The organism is Streptomyces sp. CB00316 (assembly GCF_001905595.1).
In the GTDB taxonomy this organism is placed as follows: domain Bacteria; phylum Actinomycetota; class Actinomycetes; order Streptomycetales; family Streptomycetaceae; genus Streptomyces.
The window spans coordinates 194,640-208,379 of record NZ_LIXI01000012.1 but is presented as its reverse complement, the minus strand read 5'-3'; the positions used below and the strand labels follow the sequence as shown (position 1 = coordinate 208,379).

General features: G+C 70.8%; 9 protein-coding genes. 1 reads left to right on the top strand and 8 read right to left on the bottom strand.

Translation table 11 applies throughout. The features are described from left to right. Window positions 1–88: 88 nt before the first annotated feature. From AMK21_RS29665 to eccD, 8 genes are all read right to left on the bottom strand, one after another. Window positions 89–457, bottom strand: coding sequence for a hypothetical protein (locus AMK21_RS29665; RefSeq protein ID WP_073882257.1), 369 nt, complete (start codon window positions 455–457; stop codon window positions 89–91). Between the two features lie 2 nt (window positions 458–459). Beyond that, window positions 460–912, bottom strand: a complete 453-nt coding sequence (locus tag AMK21_RS29660; RefSeq protein WP_073882256.1) for a YbaB/EbfC family nucleoid-associated protein — start codon at window positions 910–912, stop codon at window positions 460–462. 102 nt (window positions 913–1,014) lie between these two features. After that, window positions 1,015–4,569 (bottom strand): AAWKG family protein, encoded by a 3,555-nt coding sequence (locus AMK21_RS29655; RefSeq protein WP_073882255.1) that lies wholly within the window; start codon window positions 4,567–4,569, stop codon window positions 1,015–1,017. Between the two features lie 48 nt (window positions 4,570–4,617). Next, window positions 4,618–5,091, bottom strand: coding sequence for a type VII secretion system-associated protein (locus AMK21_RS29650; RefSeq protein ID WP_073882254.1), 474 nt, complete (start codon window positions 5,089–5,091; stop codon window positions 4,618–4,620). Window positions 5,092–5,200: 109 nt separating this feature from the next. After that, entirely contained in the window at window positions 5,201–5,509 is a 309-nt protein-coding gene (locus AMK21_RS29645) for a WXG100 family type VII secretion target (RefSeq protein ID WP_018516200.1), read from the bottom strand. Window positions 5,510–5,532: 23 nt separating this feature from the next. Next, on the bottom strand, window positions 5,533–5,868 hold the full coding sequence (locus AMK21_RS29640; protein ID WP_003970669.1) for a hypothetical protein: 336 nt from the start codon (window positions 5,866–5,868) through the stop codon (window positions 5,533–5,535). Between the two features lie 385 nt (window positions 5,869–6,253). Continuing rightward, window positions 6,254–7,804 (bottom strand): type VII secretion protein EccB, encoded by a 1,551-nt coding sequence (gene eccB, locus AMK21_RS29635; protein ID WP_073882253.1) that lies wholly within the window; start codon window positions 7,802–7,804, stop codon window positions 6,254–6,256. 81 nt (window positions 7,805–7,885) lie between these two features. Continuing rightward, a complete protein-coding gene (eccD, locus tag AMK21_RS29630) occupies window positions 7,886–9,292 on the bottom strand; it encodes a type VII secretion integral membrane protein EccD (RefSeq protein ID WP_073882252.1) in 1,407 nt (468 codons plus the stop codon). A 403-nt stretch (window positions 9,293–9,695) separates the two neighbouring features. Here eccD and eccCa point away from each other — a divergent pair, with 403 nt between their 5' ends. Beyond that, window positions 9,696–13,706 carry a type VII secretion protein EccCa gene (eccCa, locus tag AMK21_RS29625; protein WP_234422074.1) on the top strand — a complete coding sequence of 1,337 codons (4,011 nt, stop codon included), beginning with the start codon at window positions 9,696–9,698 and terminating at the stop codon, window positions 13,704–13,706. The last annotated feature ends 34 nt before the right edge of the window (window positions 13,707–13,740 follow it).

The window sequence follows — 13,740 nt, the reverse complement described above, 5'->3', positions numbered from 1 at the left end:
TGCTCACCGGCTGCCGCCTCGGGGGCCGTGCGGGCAGGGCGAAGTGGCCGCTCCCGGACGGGTACGGGAGCGGCCTGCGGTGCGGTGGTCAGCGCCGGCCATGTCCGCCCGGGCCGTCGAATCCATCGGCGTCGAGGCGACTGTTTCCGTGCTCGATCTCGTCGATGTTGCGGTCGCGGGTGTCCTTCATCATCCGGACGTTGCCGATCGTCGCGTCGGTGATGCCCACCAGCGCGTCCCGGATGGAGAGCATGGTGTCCTTGGTGGTCTGCCGTTCCTTCTGCTCCTGCGGCTTGGCCTTCTCCGAGAACTCGCTGTTGGTGCCGGGCCAGCTGACCGTGGGCGCCAGCTCGTCCAGGAACTCCTCGGTCATCGACCTGGTGAGCGTCCCGATCTCCTCCAACTGCCGCGCCAGGGCCTCGATGCGCTCCGGGTCTACGTAATACCGCTGTCCCATCGTCAGTCCTCTCCCTCGTCGCCGAGTGCGTCCCGCCAGGTGGGGGTGGCCGGGCCGCGCGAGGTGTCGTCGTCGTCCTCGCGCAGGACCTCGGGGCCGAAGATGCGCTCCCAGTCCAGCTCGAAGCCCTTCAGCTCGGGCACGTTGCTGCTGGGCTCGGCGAAGGGGGCCATCGCCTTCATCACATGGCGGTTCATCTTCAGCCGGGCCGCGCTCGCCGCCTCCAGCACGCTGGCGGCCAGCTCCTGCGGGGACATGTCGCGGTACTTGTTCTCCAGGAACTCGATCCCGGTCAGCTCGCCCTGCGGGCCCGCGGTGGCGCGGACCGCGCGGTCGGAGGAGAGCACGGCGAACGATGCCGACCGCAGCTCGCGCTCGGTGCGCGCCACCGCCTCCTGGGCGGCCTGGAGTTCGGCCATGGCCTTCTCCAGGCGCTTCTCCAGTGGTTCCGTCACGCGCCCCTCCTGCTGTCTTGATCTTGCCGTCCGTACGCACGACCGTACGTTCACCGCTCCGGGCCTGGACAACCGGCCCCGCCGTCCTGATCTGACGGAGCATCACCTGCCGATGACGGCAGGGGTACCACCCTCCTCGGTGCCCCAGACGTCGGCGTCCTCCTCCAGGTAGTCGGCGGACGTCATGGGCCTGCGCCCCTGCTCCTGCTCCTCCTCCGCCGGGTCGCCGCCGGTGGTCGCCACCCGGGAGGCCGGGGTGAGGAAGGTGTCGCTGTCCTCCTGGCGGTTCCACGGGCTGCGCCGACGGCGGTTGCGGCGCTCGCTCTCCTCCGCCGCGTCGACCAGGACGGAGCGCACGCGCTCGCCGTTGCCCTTCTCGCCGCCCGCGCCCATCCCGCCCATGCCGCCGCCCATCGGCATGCCGGGGGTGCCGGGCATGCCCGGGGCGCCGGGGGCTCCCGGGCCGCCGCCGGAGCCGGCGCCGGGGGCCGTCGCGTTGTTCGTGGAGCCGTCGGAGAGCGGGGGGACCTGGCCCAGAGTCTCCGAGGACGACGGAAGGTTCGCCCCGGGGAGGCCGCCGCCAGAACCGCCCGCGCCGACCTGGGCACCCAGCCCCAGTTCCGAGAGGGAGACGTCCCGGGTGGTTCCGCTGCCTCCCACCCCACCACCGCTGCTGCCGCTGCTGCCGTTGGCGAGGTCCTTGAGCCCGTCGAGATCGAGGTCCCGGTTCCCGTTCACGCCGTCCGGGCCCCGGTTCCCGTTGAGGTCACCGAGGTTGCCGAGGTCGCGGTTCTGGCCGAGGTCCCGCAGGTCGTCGAGGAAGTCCGGCCTGCTGTTGCTCCCCCGCGGGTCGAGCTCGTCGAGGGTGACCGTCTCGGTCCGGCCCTGGGGGTCGGTGACGGTGGTGATGCCCGTGTCGGGGTCGATGGAGTGTCTGGAGCCGTCCGGGAAGGAGTTGACGAACCGGCCGTTGTCCAGCGAGGAGACCGAGCCGTCCGGGTTGGTCACGTCGGCCCCGTGGGTGAGGTCGGTGGTGACCTTGGAACCGTCCGGAGCGATGCTGGTGAGCTGCCCCGTGTCCGGGTCGAAGACGCTCTTGCCGCCGTCCGGGAACGTGGTGGCGAAGTCTCCGTTCTCCAGGCCGGTGAGGCTGCCGGTCGAGGACTTCAGACCCACGCCGTCGGTGTTGAGGTTCCCGAGGTCGCCCAGGTCGTTGATGATCTCCCGGTCGCCGGGATCGCCGATGGCGCCCGGGGATTCGGTCGGCAGGTCGGCGTTGATGTTGCCCAGGCCTCCGAGGCCGCCCAGGTTCCCGAGGTCGTTCCGGCCGTTCAGGCCTCCGAGACTGCCGAGGTTCTCCGTGGTGACGGTGCCGTCCGGGGCGGTGGAGACGGCCTGGCCGGTCGCGGGGTCGATCTCCTGCTTCGTACCGTCGGGGAACGTCGTCGTCAGCTTGCCGTCCTCGCCGAGGGAAGTGACGGAACCGTCCGGATTGGTCACCCGGGTGCCGTCGCCCAGGTCCTGCGTGGTGACGCTACCGTCCGGGTGGGTGGTGGTGAGAAGACCACTGTCCGGGTCGAACGAGGTACTGCTGCCATCCGGGAAGCCCGAGGTGAGCTGGTCGCCGTCGAGCTGGATGGAGCCGCCGGTCGGGGTGTCGAGGGAGCCGCCGGCGCCGTTGTTGAGGCCGCCGAGGCTGCCCAGGTTCTCGGTGATCGCCCGGTCGGCGGCGTCGTTGGGGTTCCGTATGGTGCCGGGGCCGCCGTTGATCCCGCCGAGGTTGCCGATGTTCGGGCCCACGGGGAGCGGGCCGCCGCCGGGGTTGTTGACGTCGCCGAGGTTGCCGAGGTTCTCGGAGACCGCGTTGTTCACGTCGTCGAGGCTGGGAGTGTTCGAGCCGCCGGGGCCGCCGGGCGTGTTGATGCCGCCGAGGTCGCCCAGGCTCTCCGTCACCGGGACGTCCTGCTTGAGGTTCAGCAGATCGTCGAGGTTGCCGAGGTTCTCGCCCCCGCCGCCCGGCCCGTTGATGTCACCGAGGCTCTCCTCCATCTGCCTGGCCTGTTCCTCGGCCTCCCGTTTGGCCTCCTCCTGCTCCCGCCGCTGCTCCTCGCGCAGCTCGTCCTGGTACCTCTTGTCCTCTTCGCGCTGCTCGTTCTGCTCCTTGCGCAGCTCGTCCTGGAGTTTCTTGTCCTCCTCGCGTTGGAGGCGCTGCTCCTCGCGGAGCTCGTCCTGGAGCTTCTTGTCCTCCTCGCGCTGCTCCTCCTGCTCCTTGCGCAGCTCGTCCTGGAGCTTCTTGTCCTCCTCGCGCTGGAGGCGCTGCTCCTCACGGAGCTCGTCCTGGTAGCGGCGGTTCTCCTCGTTCTCCTCGTTGATCTTCTCCTTCTCCTCCTCCAGCTTCCTCTTCTCGTACTCCTCGCCGGCCGTGCCGGTCGACTTGGGCTCGGGCACGTTGTCGGAGAAGTCCTTGGAGAGGTTCAGGAACTGGTTGTTGAGCCTCGACTGCACCTCGCGGGCGGGCTCCACGAGCATGTCGTCCACGGCCCGGCTCCAGATCTCCACCGCCTTGTCGCCGACCTTCGCCCAGTTGGCGATGTCGGTGAGATCTCCGTAGTCCGGGTGTACCTGTGAGAAGCCGTCCCGCGGGCTGTGGCTGACGGTCGTGGAGTAGCGGGTGGTGTACGACTTGATGTCGGTCTTGGCGACGTTCTCCCTGTCCACCCACTGGGCCAGGTCGTCCAGGACGTAGCGCAGCACCCGGTGCGGGTCGTAGTAGTCGGACTGGGCCCAGGTCAACCAGTGGCCCAGCAGGTCCCGGGCAGCCTGCTCCAGGTGGGAGCGGCCCAGGGAGAGCGCGCGGGAGTACACGGTGCTGCCGGTGCCGGTGGCGTCGCCGCTGCCCGCCGTCTCGTTGAAGGTCTCCACGTAACTGTCGTAGTTCTCGCGGATCTTCTTGATGAGGCTGCGGAAGACCTCCGCGGCTTCGCCCTTCCAGCTCGCGTCGTCCCGGCCGAAGCGGTCCTCCCAGTCCTTCAGCACCGGCGCGTGGTACTTGAAGAACTGGGCCGCGTAGTCGAAGGAGTGGCCGGCCCTGGTGAAGGATTCCAGGTCGACGACGTCGGACTCCTTGGCGACCAGGCCGCTGAAGCGGCCGTCGCCGCTGTTTCCCCTCAGCAGGGCCATGAGCGCTGCTCGTGGCCCGTTCATGTAGCGGGCCAGCGGGATGGTGCTGAACTTGTCCTTGTTGTAGTCCGTGAACTCGTTGCCCTCGCGGACGGACACGTTGTTGACGTCGGTGGAGTCGGTGCCGGCGAAGATGATCTCGTCGCCGGACTTCACGCGGCCCTCGAAGACGATGCGGGCCTGCATGATGGAGCGCTTCTTCCCGCCGTCGAAGAACCAGATGTCGTAGTCCTGGCCCTTGTTCTGCAGAAAGCCGGAGTCCTTGACGAGGAGGCCGAGGCTGCGCTCCTTGATGTCCATCCGGAAGAGCTTGCCACCGTGGTCGGAGCGGAGCGTGTCGAAGATCTCGCTGCGCTTGGGCACGGGATAGCCGGTGATGTGCGTGACAAGGTCGGCCCAGTTGTCGGCGGATGCCGCGTCCCTGTTCTCGTACTCCTTGACGTTTTCCTCGGATGACTCGTCGTACCGGTCGGCCACCGCGCGCCCCTCTCGTCTCTCGCCGTCCACCCCGGTGCGCGGGGGCGGCTACTTCTCTTCCGTGCCCGAGGATCCGCTGGTGAGCGTGTCGACCTCTTCGAACGTCTGGAGCAGCGTCTGCGCGTCGATCGCGTCCAGGTTCTTGTTCTTGGTCTTGTTGGCCTCTTCGATGGTTTCGGTGAGGGCTTCCTTGAGCTCCTTGAAGAGTTCCATCTGGTCGCCGAGCAGCTTGTCGAGGGACGTGGCGACGGATTTCACGCTCTCGACCAGCGTCGGACCGGAGATCAGCTTCTCCCTGTTGATCAGTCCGAGGCGCAGGAGCTGCGATTCCTGGTCGAGGTTGTCGGCCGTGGTGTAGCCGCCGATCAGCTCGCTGAGGGGGCGGATGCGGTTCTCGCCCTTACCCTCGCCATCCTCTCTGCGCTTCTTGGCCGAGGTGTAGACAGGGTGAACCTCGTTGTCGCGGAAGTTCTCCATCTGCTTGAGGTCGAAATGCTTGACGTCGGCCTGCTCACCGGCCATGGGACGTCCTCCTGCGATCGGGCCCGGACGGGGTCACTGGGACAAGAGCTGCGCGAAGCCGGGGGCCGCCTCCACCGAGTACGGCATGAGGCGGACCCCGGCCGGAAGGCTAACGGGCCCGCACGCCACCCCAGTTGTCGGCGCTCCTGCGCTCGTCGCGGGAGTGGTTGTCGTGGATGCTCTGGACCAGCTCACCGCTGTCGCCGAGGAGCAGGGCCATGTTCTTGGTCGCCTGGTCCCACTCGGCCTGGACACCGCGGTACATGGCCTGGTCGTCACCCTCCCAGGAGGTGATGAGCGGCTTCAGCTCGTCCTCCAGGTTGTTGAGGGTGGTGATGATCTGCTGGGTCTGCTGCTTCAGCTCCTCGATCGCGTTGCGGACCGTGGAGTACTGCACATCGATGATGCCGTCGGCCATGACATCTCCTCTCGGGTGGGGGGTCAGCGCAGCGCTTCGAAGACGCCCTGGCTGGTCTTGCTGTTGAGCACCTCGGTCAGGTCCTGGTTCTCCTTCGCCAGCCGGTCGGCCGACGTCACGTTCTCCTGGAGCGCGTCGACCATCTTGCTGATCTGGACGACGACCTTCTGGGCCTCGCCGTTCCAGCTGCGGAACAGCTTCAGCAGGGCCTGGCCCTCGTCACCGCCGACACCCGAACGAGCGGCGATCTCGGCGACGTTGTTCTGGATCTTCTCGACCGCGGCCCGGGCCGACTCCAGAGAGGAGACACCTCCCAAGCCCTTGGCATAGTCCGCCCGCCTCTGGCCACTGTCAGCCATGTCGCGCTCCCTTCGTTGAGGACTCTCATCGCACCGTTGCCCGCTGAGGCTAAAGAGAACTCACCGTCCGGCGCAACGCATGTCAGGAAGATTTGAGCATAGGTCAGTTCGCGAGAATCCTTACATGCCAGCGGAGTTGTCCGAAGGTTTCGACTAAATGAACGTGCCCCGCCACCCGTCGGCCGAGGAGAGGCGATACGGACGGGAATCGGGCAGCCAGAGAATCCGAACGGTCACCGGTACCGCCCATTTTCTGAGCTTAATCTGAGGTTTCCCCCGCACGGGTCCACACCGAATCCCTCCCGATCGGCGCCGAGTTATGTGCGAAGTTCTACCTCCACTCCCTTTTCCCTTTCTTAGGCACCGTTTGAGGCCTTTGCCTGGATCATGGCCGGGAGTCGGCCGCTCGGGCGGCGTCCCCGGCGGTGTCCCCGGCGCACTTGGGGGCCGTGACCCTGGGCTCCGCGGCGCCCGAGGCGGCGGCCGGGTCCAGGTCCGCGCCGGTCGGCAGCGCCGCGAGGAGCGGTGCGGGCACCGAGCCGATGTCCCCCTCCCCGTACCCGAGCGCGCCCAGGGAGTCCTTCGCCGGGACGCGGTACTTCACACCGTTCTCCGCCACCAGGTAGGTCGTCCCCGCGTGCGCCGCACCGCTGGCGTGCAGGGCCCGGACCAGTGCCCCGCGTCCGGGGCGTACGACGGTGGCGTCCGTCCGGGCGCAGGCCTCGGCCACCGGCTGGGCGGCACCCTGCGACACCGCCACGGGGGCGAGCCCGGTGAGCGGCACCAGCACCGACCGGATCCGGGCGCCGCCGTTTCCGCCGTCCACCTGGGCGCAGAGAGCGGTGCCGCGGGGTGCGGACTGCGGGGCCGGCGGCGTACGGGGCAGTTCGGCGGCGGCTCCGGCGGCGGCCGTCTCCTTCGCCCGGTGCGTACGGAGCGCGTCGGCGCCGACCGCGCGGGCCTCGGGCGAGCGGCCCTGGTAGGCGTCCTTCTGGGTGGCCGGGTCGCCGAGCACCAGGGCGGCCTCCAGCCGGGACAGCGGCACCAGGCCGTCCTTGCGCAGCAGGTGGTACGTGGACCCGCCGCCGGGCACGCTGACCTCGAAGAGCTGGCCGATCCGGCTCGGTTCGCCGCCCAGCACCGGGCCCTTCTCCCCGCGCCCCGCGACGTCCGGCGGCTTCAGGGCGGGGCCCGGGGCCAGGGCGTCGAGGAAGGCCGCCGAGACCGGCATCGCCCGCTCGGAGCCGTAACCGAGGGCGTTACGGGCATCGGACGGGCGGTCCAGGGGCAGTCGGCTGCCCCGCCACACCAGGTACTCGGTGCGGTCCGGGCCGATCACCAGCACCCCTCGGCCGGCGCCGACGTCCTGGGTCTCCAGCGGAGCCCCGGCGACCAGGGTGGTGGCCCCCGCCCGGTCGACCCCGGTGCCCGTGACGGCGCCGGTGGTGCTGGGCAGCGCGCCGTCCGGGCCGGTGACGCACATGTGCCAGGCCCCGGCGTCGAGCTGGCCGGGTCCGGGCAGGGTGTCGGGCGCGCCGGGGATACCGGCCGGAGAGCCCACGGGGACGTCCCGCAGCGAGGCGGTGGAGACGTCCACAGCCTTGAGCTGGGCGCCTCCGATCAGCCGGGCCGAGGCGTAGTTGCGCACCGGGTGGAGCACGCCGTCGGTACCGGTCCACAGATAGCGGGCACCGGTCTCGCGGTTGACCACCAGGTTCTCGCCCTTGCGCCAGGTCTCGTTCCCGCCGGGGCGCAGCAGCCCGTAGACGGTGGCGCCCGCACCGATCAGAACGGTCACCAGCAGGCCGAAGACCACACCCCGGGTCGTCCGGCCCAGCGGGCTCTCCGGGGCGTCCGGGTCGGCCGTCAGCAGGCCCGAGCTGAGCCTGCCCATCATGAAACCGTGGGCCTGCACCTGGTCGCGCTTGGACTGCACAGCCTCTCCTCAACTCTTCTTCGATGGACCGGCGTACGGCGTGTTCAGGCCTGATGGACGGGGGGGGGGGGGGGGGGGAAGTCAGCCGAACAGGCCGCGCAGCCAGCCGAAGAGGCCCGCCACCCACAGGGTGAACGGCAGCAGCGCGACCGCGAGACCGGTGTGGGCGAGTTCCGCCGCCCGGCCCCAGTACGGCAGCACCCGGCGGCCGGGCACGACCCAGGACGCGGTCACCAGGGCGGCGGCGACGGCGAGGAGTACCGCGAAGACGACCACGCGGCCGTCGGCGTCGCTGTCCATCGCCCAGGCGCGGGCGAGCAGCAGCAGCCCCCAGACCCCGGGCACCGCCAGAGTGAGCCGCTGGCCGATGTGGACCAGGCCGCGGGAGTGCAGAAGCAGCAGCAGGGACAGGGCGAGCGCGGTCAGCGTCTCGGGCAGGTCCGGGGTCTGGGCGAGGACGGCCAGGGCTGCGGCGGCGATGGTTCCGGTGGCGGCGAAGAGCGCGGTGACCCAGCGTCCGGCGAGTTCGGTGCGTTCGGCGACCTCGTCGCCCGCGTACGGGTCGATGCCTTCCTGGAGCTGGCCGGCGGAGGAGGGCAGGGAGGGCATCCGCATCCCGGCCAGTTTGAAGGCGAAGGGGGCGACCGCACCGGCGGCGAGCGCGACCACCGTGGCCACCAGTGCCGCGGCGGCGGGCACGTCCAGGCCGGTGTAGCCCATCAGGGCCCCGGAGATAGCGGTGGCGACCGCGACCACGGCGGTGGCCAGCAGGGCGGGGGCGCCGACTGCGGTCGCGGCGAGCGCGAGGACCGCGCCGCCCGCAGCCGCAGCACCGGCGGCGAGCAGCCGGGCACCGACGACCCGGGCCGCGTCGGGGCCGGTGAGGTCGCCGCCGGGCAGCACCCAGCCGACGAGGGCGAAGCACGGGGCGACCAGCAGGCCGAGCGCGGTCGCGGAGAGGCGGTCGCCGACCGCTCGGCTCGCGGTGCCCGCGCCCGCGAGGAGCAGCACCCCGACGACGGCCGCGCAGGCCGCCCGAATGGCGGTCGAGTCGGTCACGCCGGGCCGGAACACCAGCACCAGCGCGGCGATCACGGTCGCCACGGCGGTGCCCACCAGCAGGCCCCGGGCGGCCCCGGCGTGCCAGGTGTGCAGCCGACGGCCCACCGTCTCGGCGATCCCGTCGACCAGGTCGTCCAGCCGTGCTTCGGGCAGCGCCTCGGTGTGCGGGCGAAGATGGAGCACGGCTCCGTCGAGGAGACCCGCCCGGGCCAGGGTCGTCTCCTCGTCGAGCGGCGCGTCGCCGAGCCGCTGGAGCACCCAGCCGGCGTGGTCGAGCCCGGCCTCCTCCGCCTCCTCACCGACGTACCGCAGGAGGGTGGGGAGCAGGTCGGCGACCGGCACGTCGGCGGGCACGGCCAGATCGATGGTGACGCTCGGCGCACGTACGGTCAGGCGGCACGACTCGGCCACCGCACTGTCGGTCATCAGCAGAACTCTCGTCTTCCGTGCAGGCTTTGACAGGAAGCTTCCCCGGGAGAGGGAATGTGCGAACAGTACGGATAAGTCCGCGTGGCTGTGAACCGGGTCGCCGGGCAGGGGAATTGTGCCCGCGCACCCGGTGCCCGCCACTCCCGCGTGGACAGGGCGCGTTCCGTGAATGCAGACTACTGCCTGCGGCCACCGGCCGTACTGCGGGCCGGGGTGAGCAATCCGGCAAACGGGCGGCCATCACGGAAGTTGACCGCTCCCGCTATCCGCTCGGAACATTCACCCGGCGTTCATCGAGGCACCCGCGCCCGAGGAATCCGGCGGGTGCGGTCTTTCCTCCTTCCGGATGGGCCGGTATTCGGAGCGGGCCGGAAAGTCAGTGAACCGGAGGTTCTCTTCCTTGAGTGTCGTGCTGTTTCGCCGCCCGGCCCGCAGGCGCGGGCCGGAGATGCCCGAGGGGCAGTTGACCCTCCAGGAGCCGCCGGTCCTCGCCGAGACGGTGCCCGACACCTCGGCGGTGTGGACCTATCTGCCGATGGCCCTGATGTCGGTGTCCATGATGCTGATGTTCCTGCGCCCCGGCGGGGGGAACGGCGTCTTCATGTATCTGGCGATGGGTGTGATGGCGCTCTCCGCCGGTGCCATGCTGCTGGGACAGCTGATGCGCCGCTCCAGCGAGCGCAAGCAGCGGCTGAAGGGCGAGCGGCGGGACTACCTGCGCTACCTGGCGCAGACCCGCAAGCGGGTGCGGACCACCATCGCGGAGCAGCAGCGGGCGCTGGCATGGCGCCACCCCGAGCCCGCCTCGCTCCGCTCGCTGGCCCGCACCTCCCGGCTGTGGGAACGGCGCCCGGCCGACGAGGACTTCGGCGAGGTCCGGCTCGCCGTCGGGGAACAGCAGCTCGCCCTCACCCTGAACCCGGTCTCCACCCGCCCGGTCGAGGATCTCGAACCCCTCTGCGCGCACGCCCTGCGCCGCTTCATCCGCGCCTACTCCACCATCCCCGAGCAGCCGCTGGGCCTCTACCTGCGTTCCTCGGCCCGGATCCTGCTGCGCCCGGAGGAGGCGCCGGAAGGCGACACCGCGAAGCCGGGCGGGGGCGACGACAGCGACGCCGTACGGGCCCTCGTGCGGGCCGTGCTCGGGCAGCTCGCGGTGTTCCACGCGCCCGAGGAGCTGTGGATCGCGCTCTGCGTCAGCGACGAGCGGCGCCCCGACTGGGAGTGGGTCAAGTGGCTGCCGCACGTGCTGGATCCGCACGAGGAGGACGGGGCGGGGCAGGCCCGCCGGATCACCGCCGACCTCACCGAGCTGGACGATCTGCTCGGCGCCGAGTTCGCCGAGCGCCCGGGCTTCGACCCGGACGCCCGTCCCGGCCGTGACGAGCCGTACACGGTCATCGTGCTGGACGGCGTCGCCGTCCCGGAGGGCCACCGCTGGGAGGGCCACGGCTACCGCAACGCCCTGATCCTGGACGTGTCCGGGGCGCTGCGCTGGCGGCCCGGCCGCAACACGCTGCGGCTGACCGTGGGGTCCGACCAGGTGAACCTGGTGCGCACCGACCGCAGCCGCAAGGAGCGTTCGGTGCCGCTCGGCCGCCCCGACCGGCTCGGCCCGCTCGGCGCCGAGTCGCTGGCCCGGCTGCTCACCCCGCGCCGGATGAGCCTGGGCACCGACATCGCGCAGCCGCTGGACACCGACGTCGAGCTGACCACCCTGCTCGGTATCCCCGATCTGCACCGGCACGACCCGCAGACCCTCTTCGACCGGCACTCCGGCTCCGGCCGGCTGCGGGTGCCGATCGCGGTCGGCGTGGACGGCCGTCCGGTGGAGTTGGACATCAAGGAGTCCGCGCAGGGCGGTATGGGCCCGCACGGCATGCTCATCGGCGCCACCGGCTCCGGCAAGAGCGAGCTCCTGCGCACCCTCGTCCTGGGCCTCGCCCTCACCAACTCCTCCGAGACCCTCAACTTCGTCCTGGTCGACTTCAAGGGCGGCGCCACCTTCCTCGGCCTGGAGGAACTCCCCCACACGTCCGCGGTGATCACCAACCTGGCCGACGAAGTGGCCCTGGTGGAACGCATGCAGGACGCCCTGCACGGGGAACTCATCCGCCGTCAGGAGCTCCTCCGGTCGGCGGGCAACTACACCTCGGCCCTGGAGTACGAACGGGCCCGCGCCTCGGGGGTGGACCTCGCGCCACTGCCCAGCCTGTTCGTGGTGGTGGACGAGTTCAGCGAACTGCTCTCCACGCACCGGGAGTTCATGGAGCTGTTCGTGATGATCGGCCGCCTCGGCCGGTCGCTGGGCGTGCACCTGCTGCTCGCCTCGCAGCGCCTGGACGAGGGGCGCATGCACCAGCTGGAGAGCCACCTCTCGTACCGCATAGGGCTGCGCACCTTCTCCGCGATGGAGAGCCGCGGCGTGCTCGGCGTGCCTGATGCCTACGAGCTTCCCGCCGCGCCCGGCAGCGGATTCCTGAAGTCCGGGGTGGAGGCCCTGACCCGGTTCCGTGCCGCGTACTCCTCGGGGACGTACCGGCGTCGGACCGGTGCCGTGGTGCAGGCCCGGGTGGCGAGCCAGGTGGTGCCGTGGACCAGCGGCTGGGTGGTGCCGCGCACCTTGGAGACCCCGCCGGAGCCGGAGACGGAGACGGAGGAGGCCGAGGACGAGGAGGCGCTGCTGGATGTGGCGCTGGAGCGGCTGCGGGGTTCCGGTCCCGACGCCCACCAGGTGTGGCTGCCGCCGCTGGACGAGCCGTCGCCGCTGGACGCGCTGCTGCCCGGGATCACGCCGGACAAGGTGCGCGGCCTGATCGCCGCGCGCTGGCCGGGCACCGGGAAACTGCGGGTCCCGGTCGGGCTGGTGGACAAGCCGTTCGAGCAGCGCCGCGACCCGCTGATCGTGGACCTGTCCGGCGCGGGCGGCCATGTCGCCGTCGCGGGTGGTTCGCAGAGTGGCAAGTCGACGCTCGCCCGGACGCTGATCGCCGCCCTGGCGCTGACGCACACCCCGGCCGAAGTCCAGTTCTACTGCCTGGACTTCGGTGGCGGTGGCCTCTCCCAGCTCGCCGCGCTCCCGCATGTCGGCGGCGTCGCGGCGCGGCTCAACCCGGAACGGGTGCACCGGGCCGTCGCCGAGGTGATGGCGCTCCTCGCCCGCCGTGAGCAGTTCTTCGTGGACCACACGCTGGACTCCATGCAGTCCTACCGCCGCCGCCGGGCCGCCGGGGAGTTCCCGGACGAGCCGTTCGGCGATGTGTTCATGGTGGTGGACGGCTGGTCCACGGTCCGCCAGGACTACGACGACCTGATCCCGAAGTTCAACGAACTGGCCGCGCGTGGCCTCAACTACGGCATCCACCTGATCATCACCACCACCCGCTGGGTGGAGCTGTCCGCGCAGGTCCGCGACCAGGCCGCCACCCGGCTGGAGCTGCGGATGGGTGACCCGATGGACTCCGAGATCGACACCCGCAAGGCCCGTACCGTGCCGCGTACCGGCGGCCGGGGCATCACCGCCGACAGCAAGATGCACTTCCTCGCCGGCCTGCCCCGCCTGGACGGCAGCGGCTCCCTGGAGGACCTCGGCGAAGGTGTCGCCCACCTGGTAGCGGAGATCTCCCGGCACTGGTCCGGGCCGTCCGCCCCGCAGGTCCGGATGCTCCCGCACCGGCTGCCGGTCTCCGAACTCCCGGCGCCCGAGTCCACCGAGGGCGGCGGCATGCGCCTCGCGCTCGGTCTCGACCAGGACGCGCTGGAGCCGGTCTGGCACGACTTCAGCCGCACGCCGCACCTGATCGCGGTCGGCGACACCGAGAGCGGCAAGACCAATCTGCTGCGCCTGATCACGAAGGGCATCACCGCCCGGTACGCCCCCGCGGAGGCGAAGATCATCGCGGTGGACTACCGCCGCACCCTGGTCGACGCCATCCCCGAGGAGTACCGCATCGGGCACGTCATCTCCCTGGACAACCTCAACGAGACCATCGAGGGGGCTGCCCGCGCGATGAAGACCCGCGTGCCCGGCGCCGACATCTCGCCCGCCCGGATGCGCACCTGCGACTGGTGGACCGGCCCACGCCTGTTCATCCTGGTCGACGACTACGACATGGTCTCCCAGAACTCCTTCCAGAGCCCCTTCGAGCCGGTCTTCGAGAACCTGACCCTCGGCTTCGAGATGGGCCTTCACCTGGTCGTCGCCCGCAGCGCCATGGGCGCGGGACGCGGACTGAGCGACGGGCTGATCCGCCGCCTGGACGAGGCCAACAACCCGGCGGTCCTGCTCTCCTGCCCGCCCACGGAGGGCCGTCTCTTCGGCAACGCGAAGCCTCTCAACCTGCCGCCGGGCCGGGCCCTGCACATCCAGCGCCGCAAACCGCGGCTGGTGCAGACGGCGCTGGTGGAGTGACGCGAAGCGTTACACCGATGAGGCGCCCTCCCCG

What these genes read in the sequence shown, in the direction of transcription:
- AMK21_RS29665 (WP_073882257.1), bottom strand. Translation starts at nt 457, where the DNA reads ATGGGACAGCGGTATTACGTAGACCCGGAGCGCATCGAGGCCCTGGCG.
- AMK21_RS29650 (WP_073882254.1), bottom strand. Translation starts at nt 5,091, where the DNA reads ATGGCCGGTGAGCAGGCCGACGTCAAGCATTTCGACCTCAAGCAGATG.
- AMK21_RS29645 (WP_018516200.1), bottom strand. Translation starts at nt 5,509, where the DNA reads ATGGCCGACGGCATCATCGATGTGCAGTACTCCACGGTCCGCAACGCG.
- AMK21_RS29640 (WP_003970669.1), bottom strand. Translation starts at nt 5,868, where the DNA reads ATGGCTGACAGTGGCCAGAGGCGGGCGGACTATGCCAAGGGCTTGGGA.
- eccD (WP_073882252.1), bottom strand. Translation starts at nt 9,292, where the DNA reads ATGACCGACAGTGCGGTGGCCGAGTCGTGCCGCCTGACCGTACGTGCG.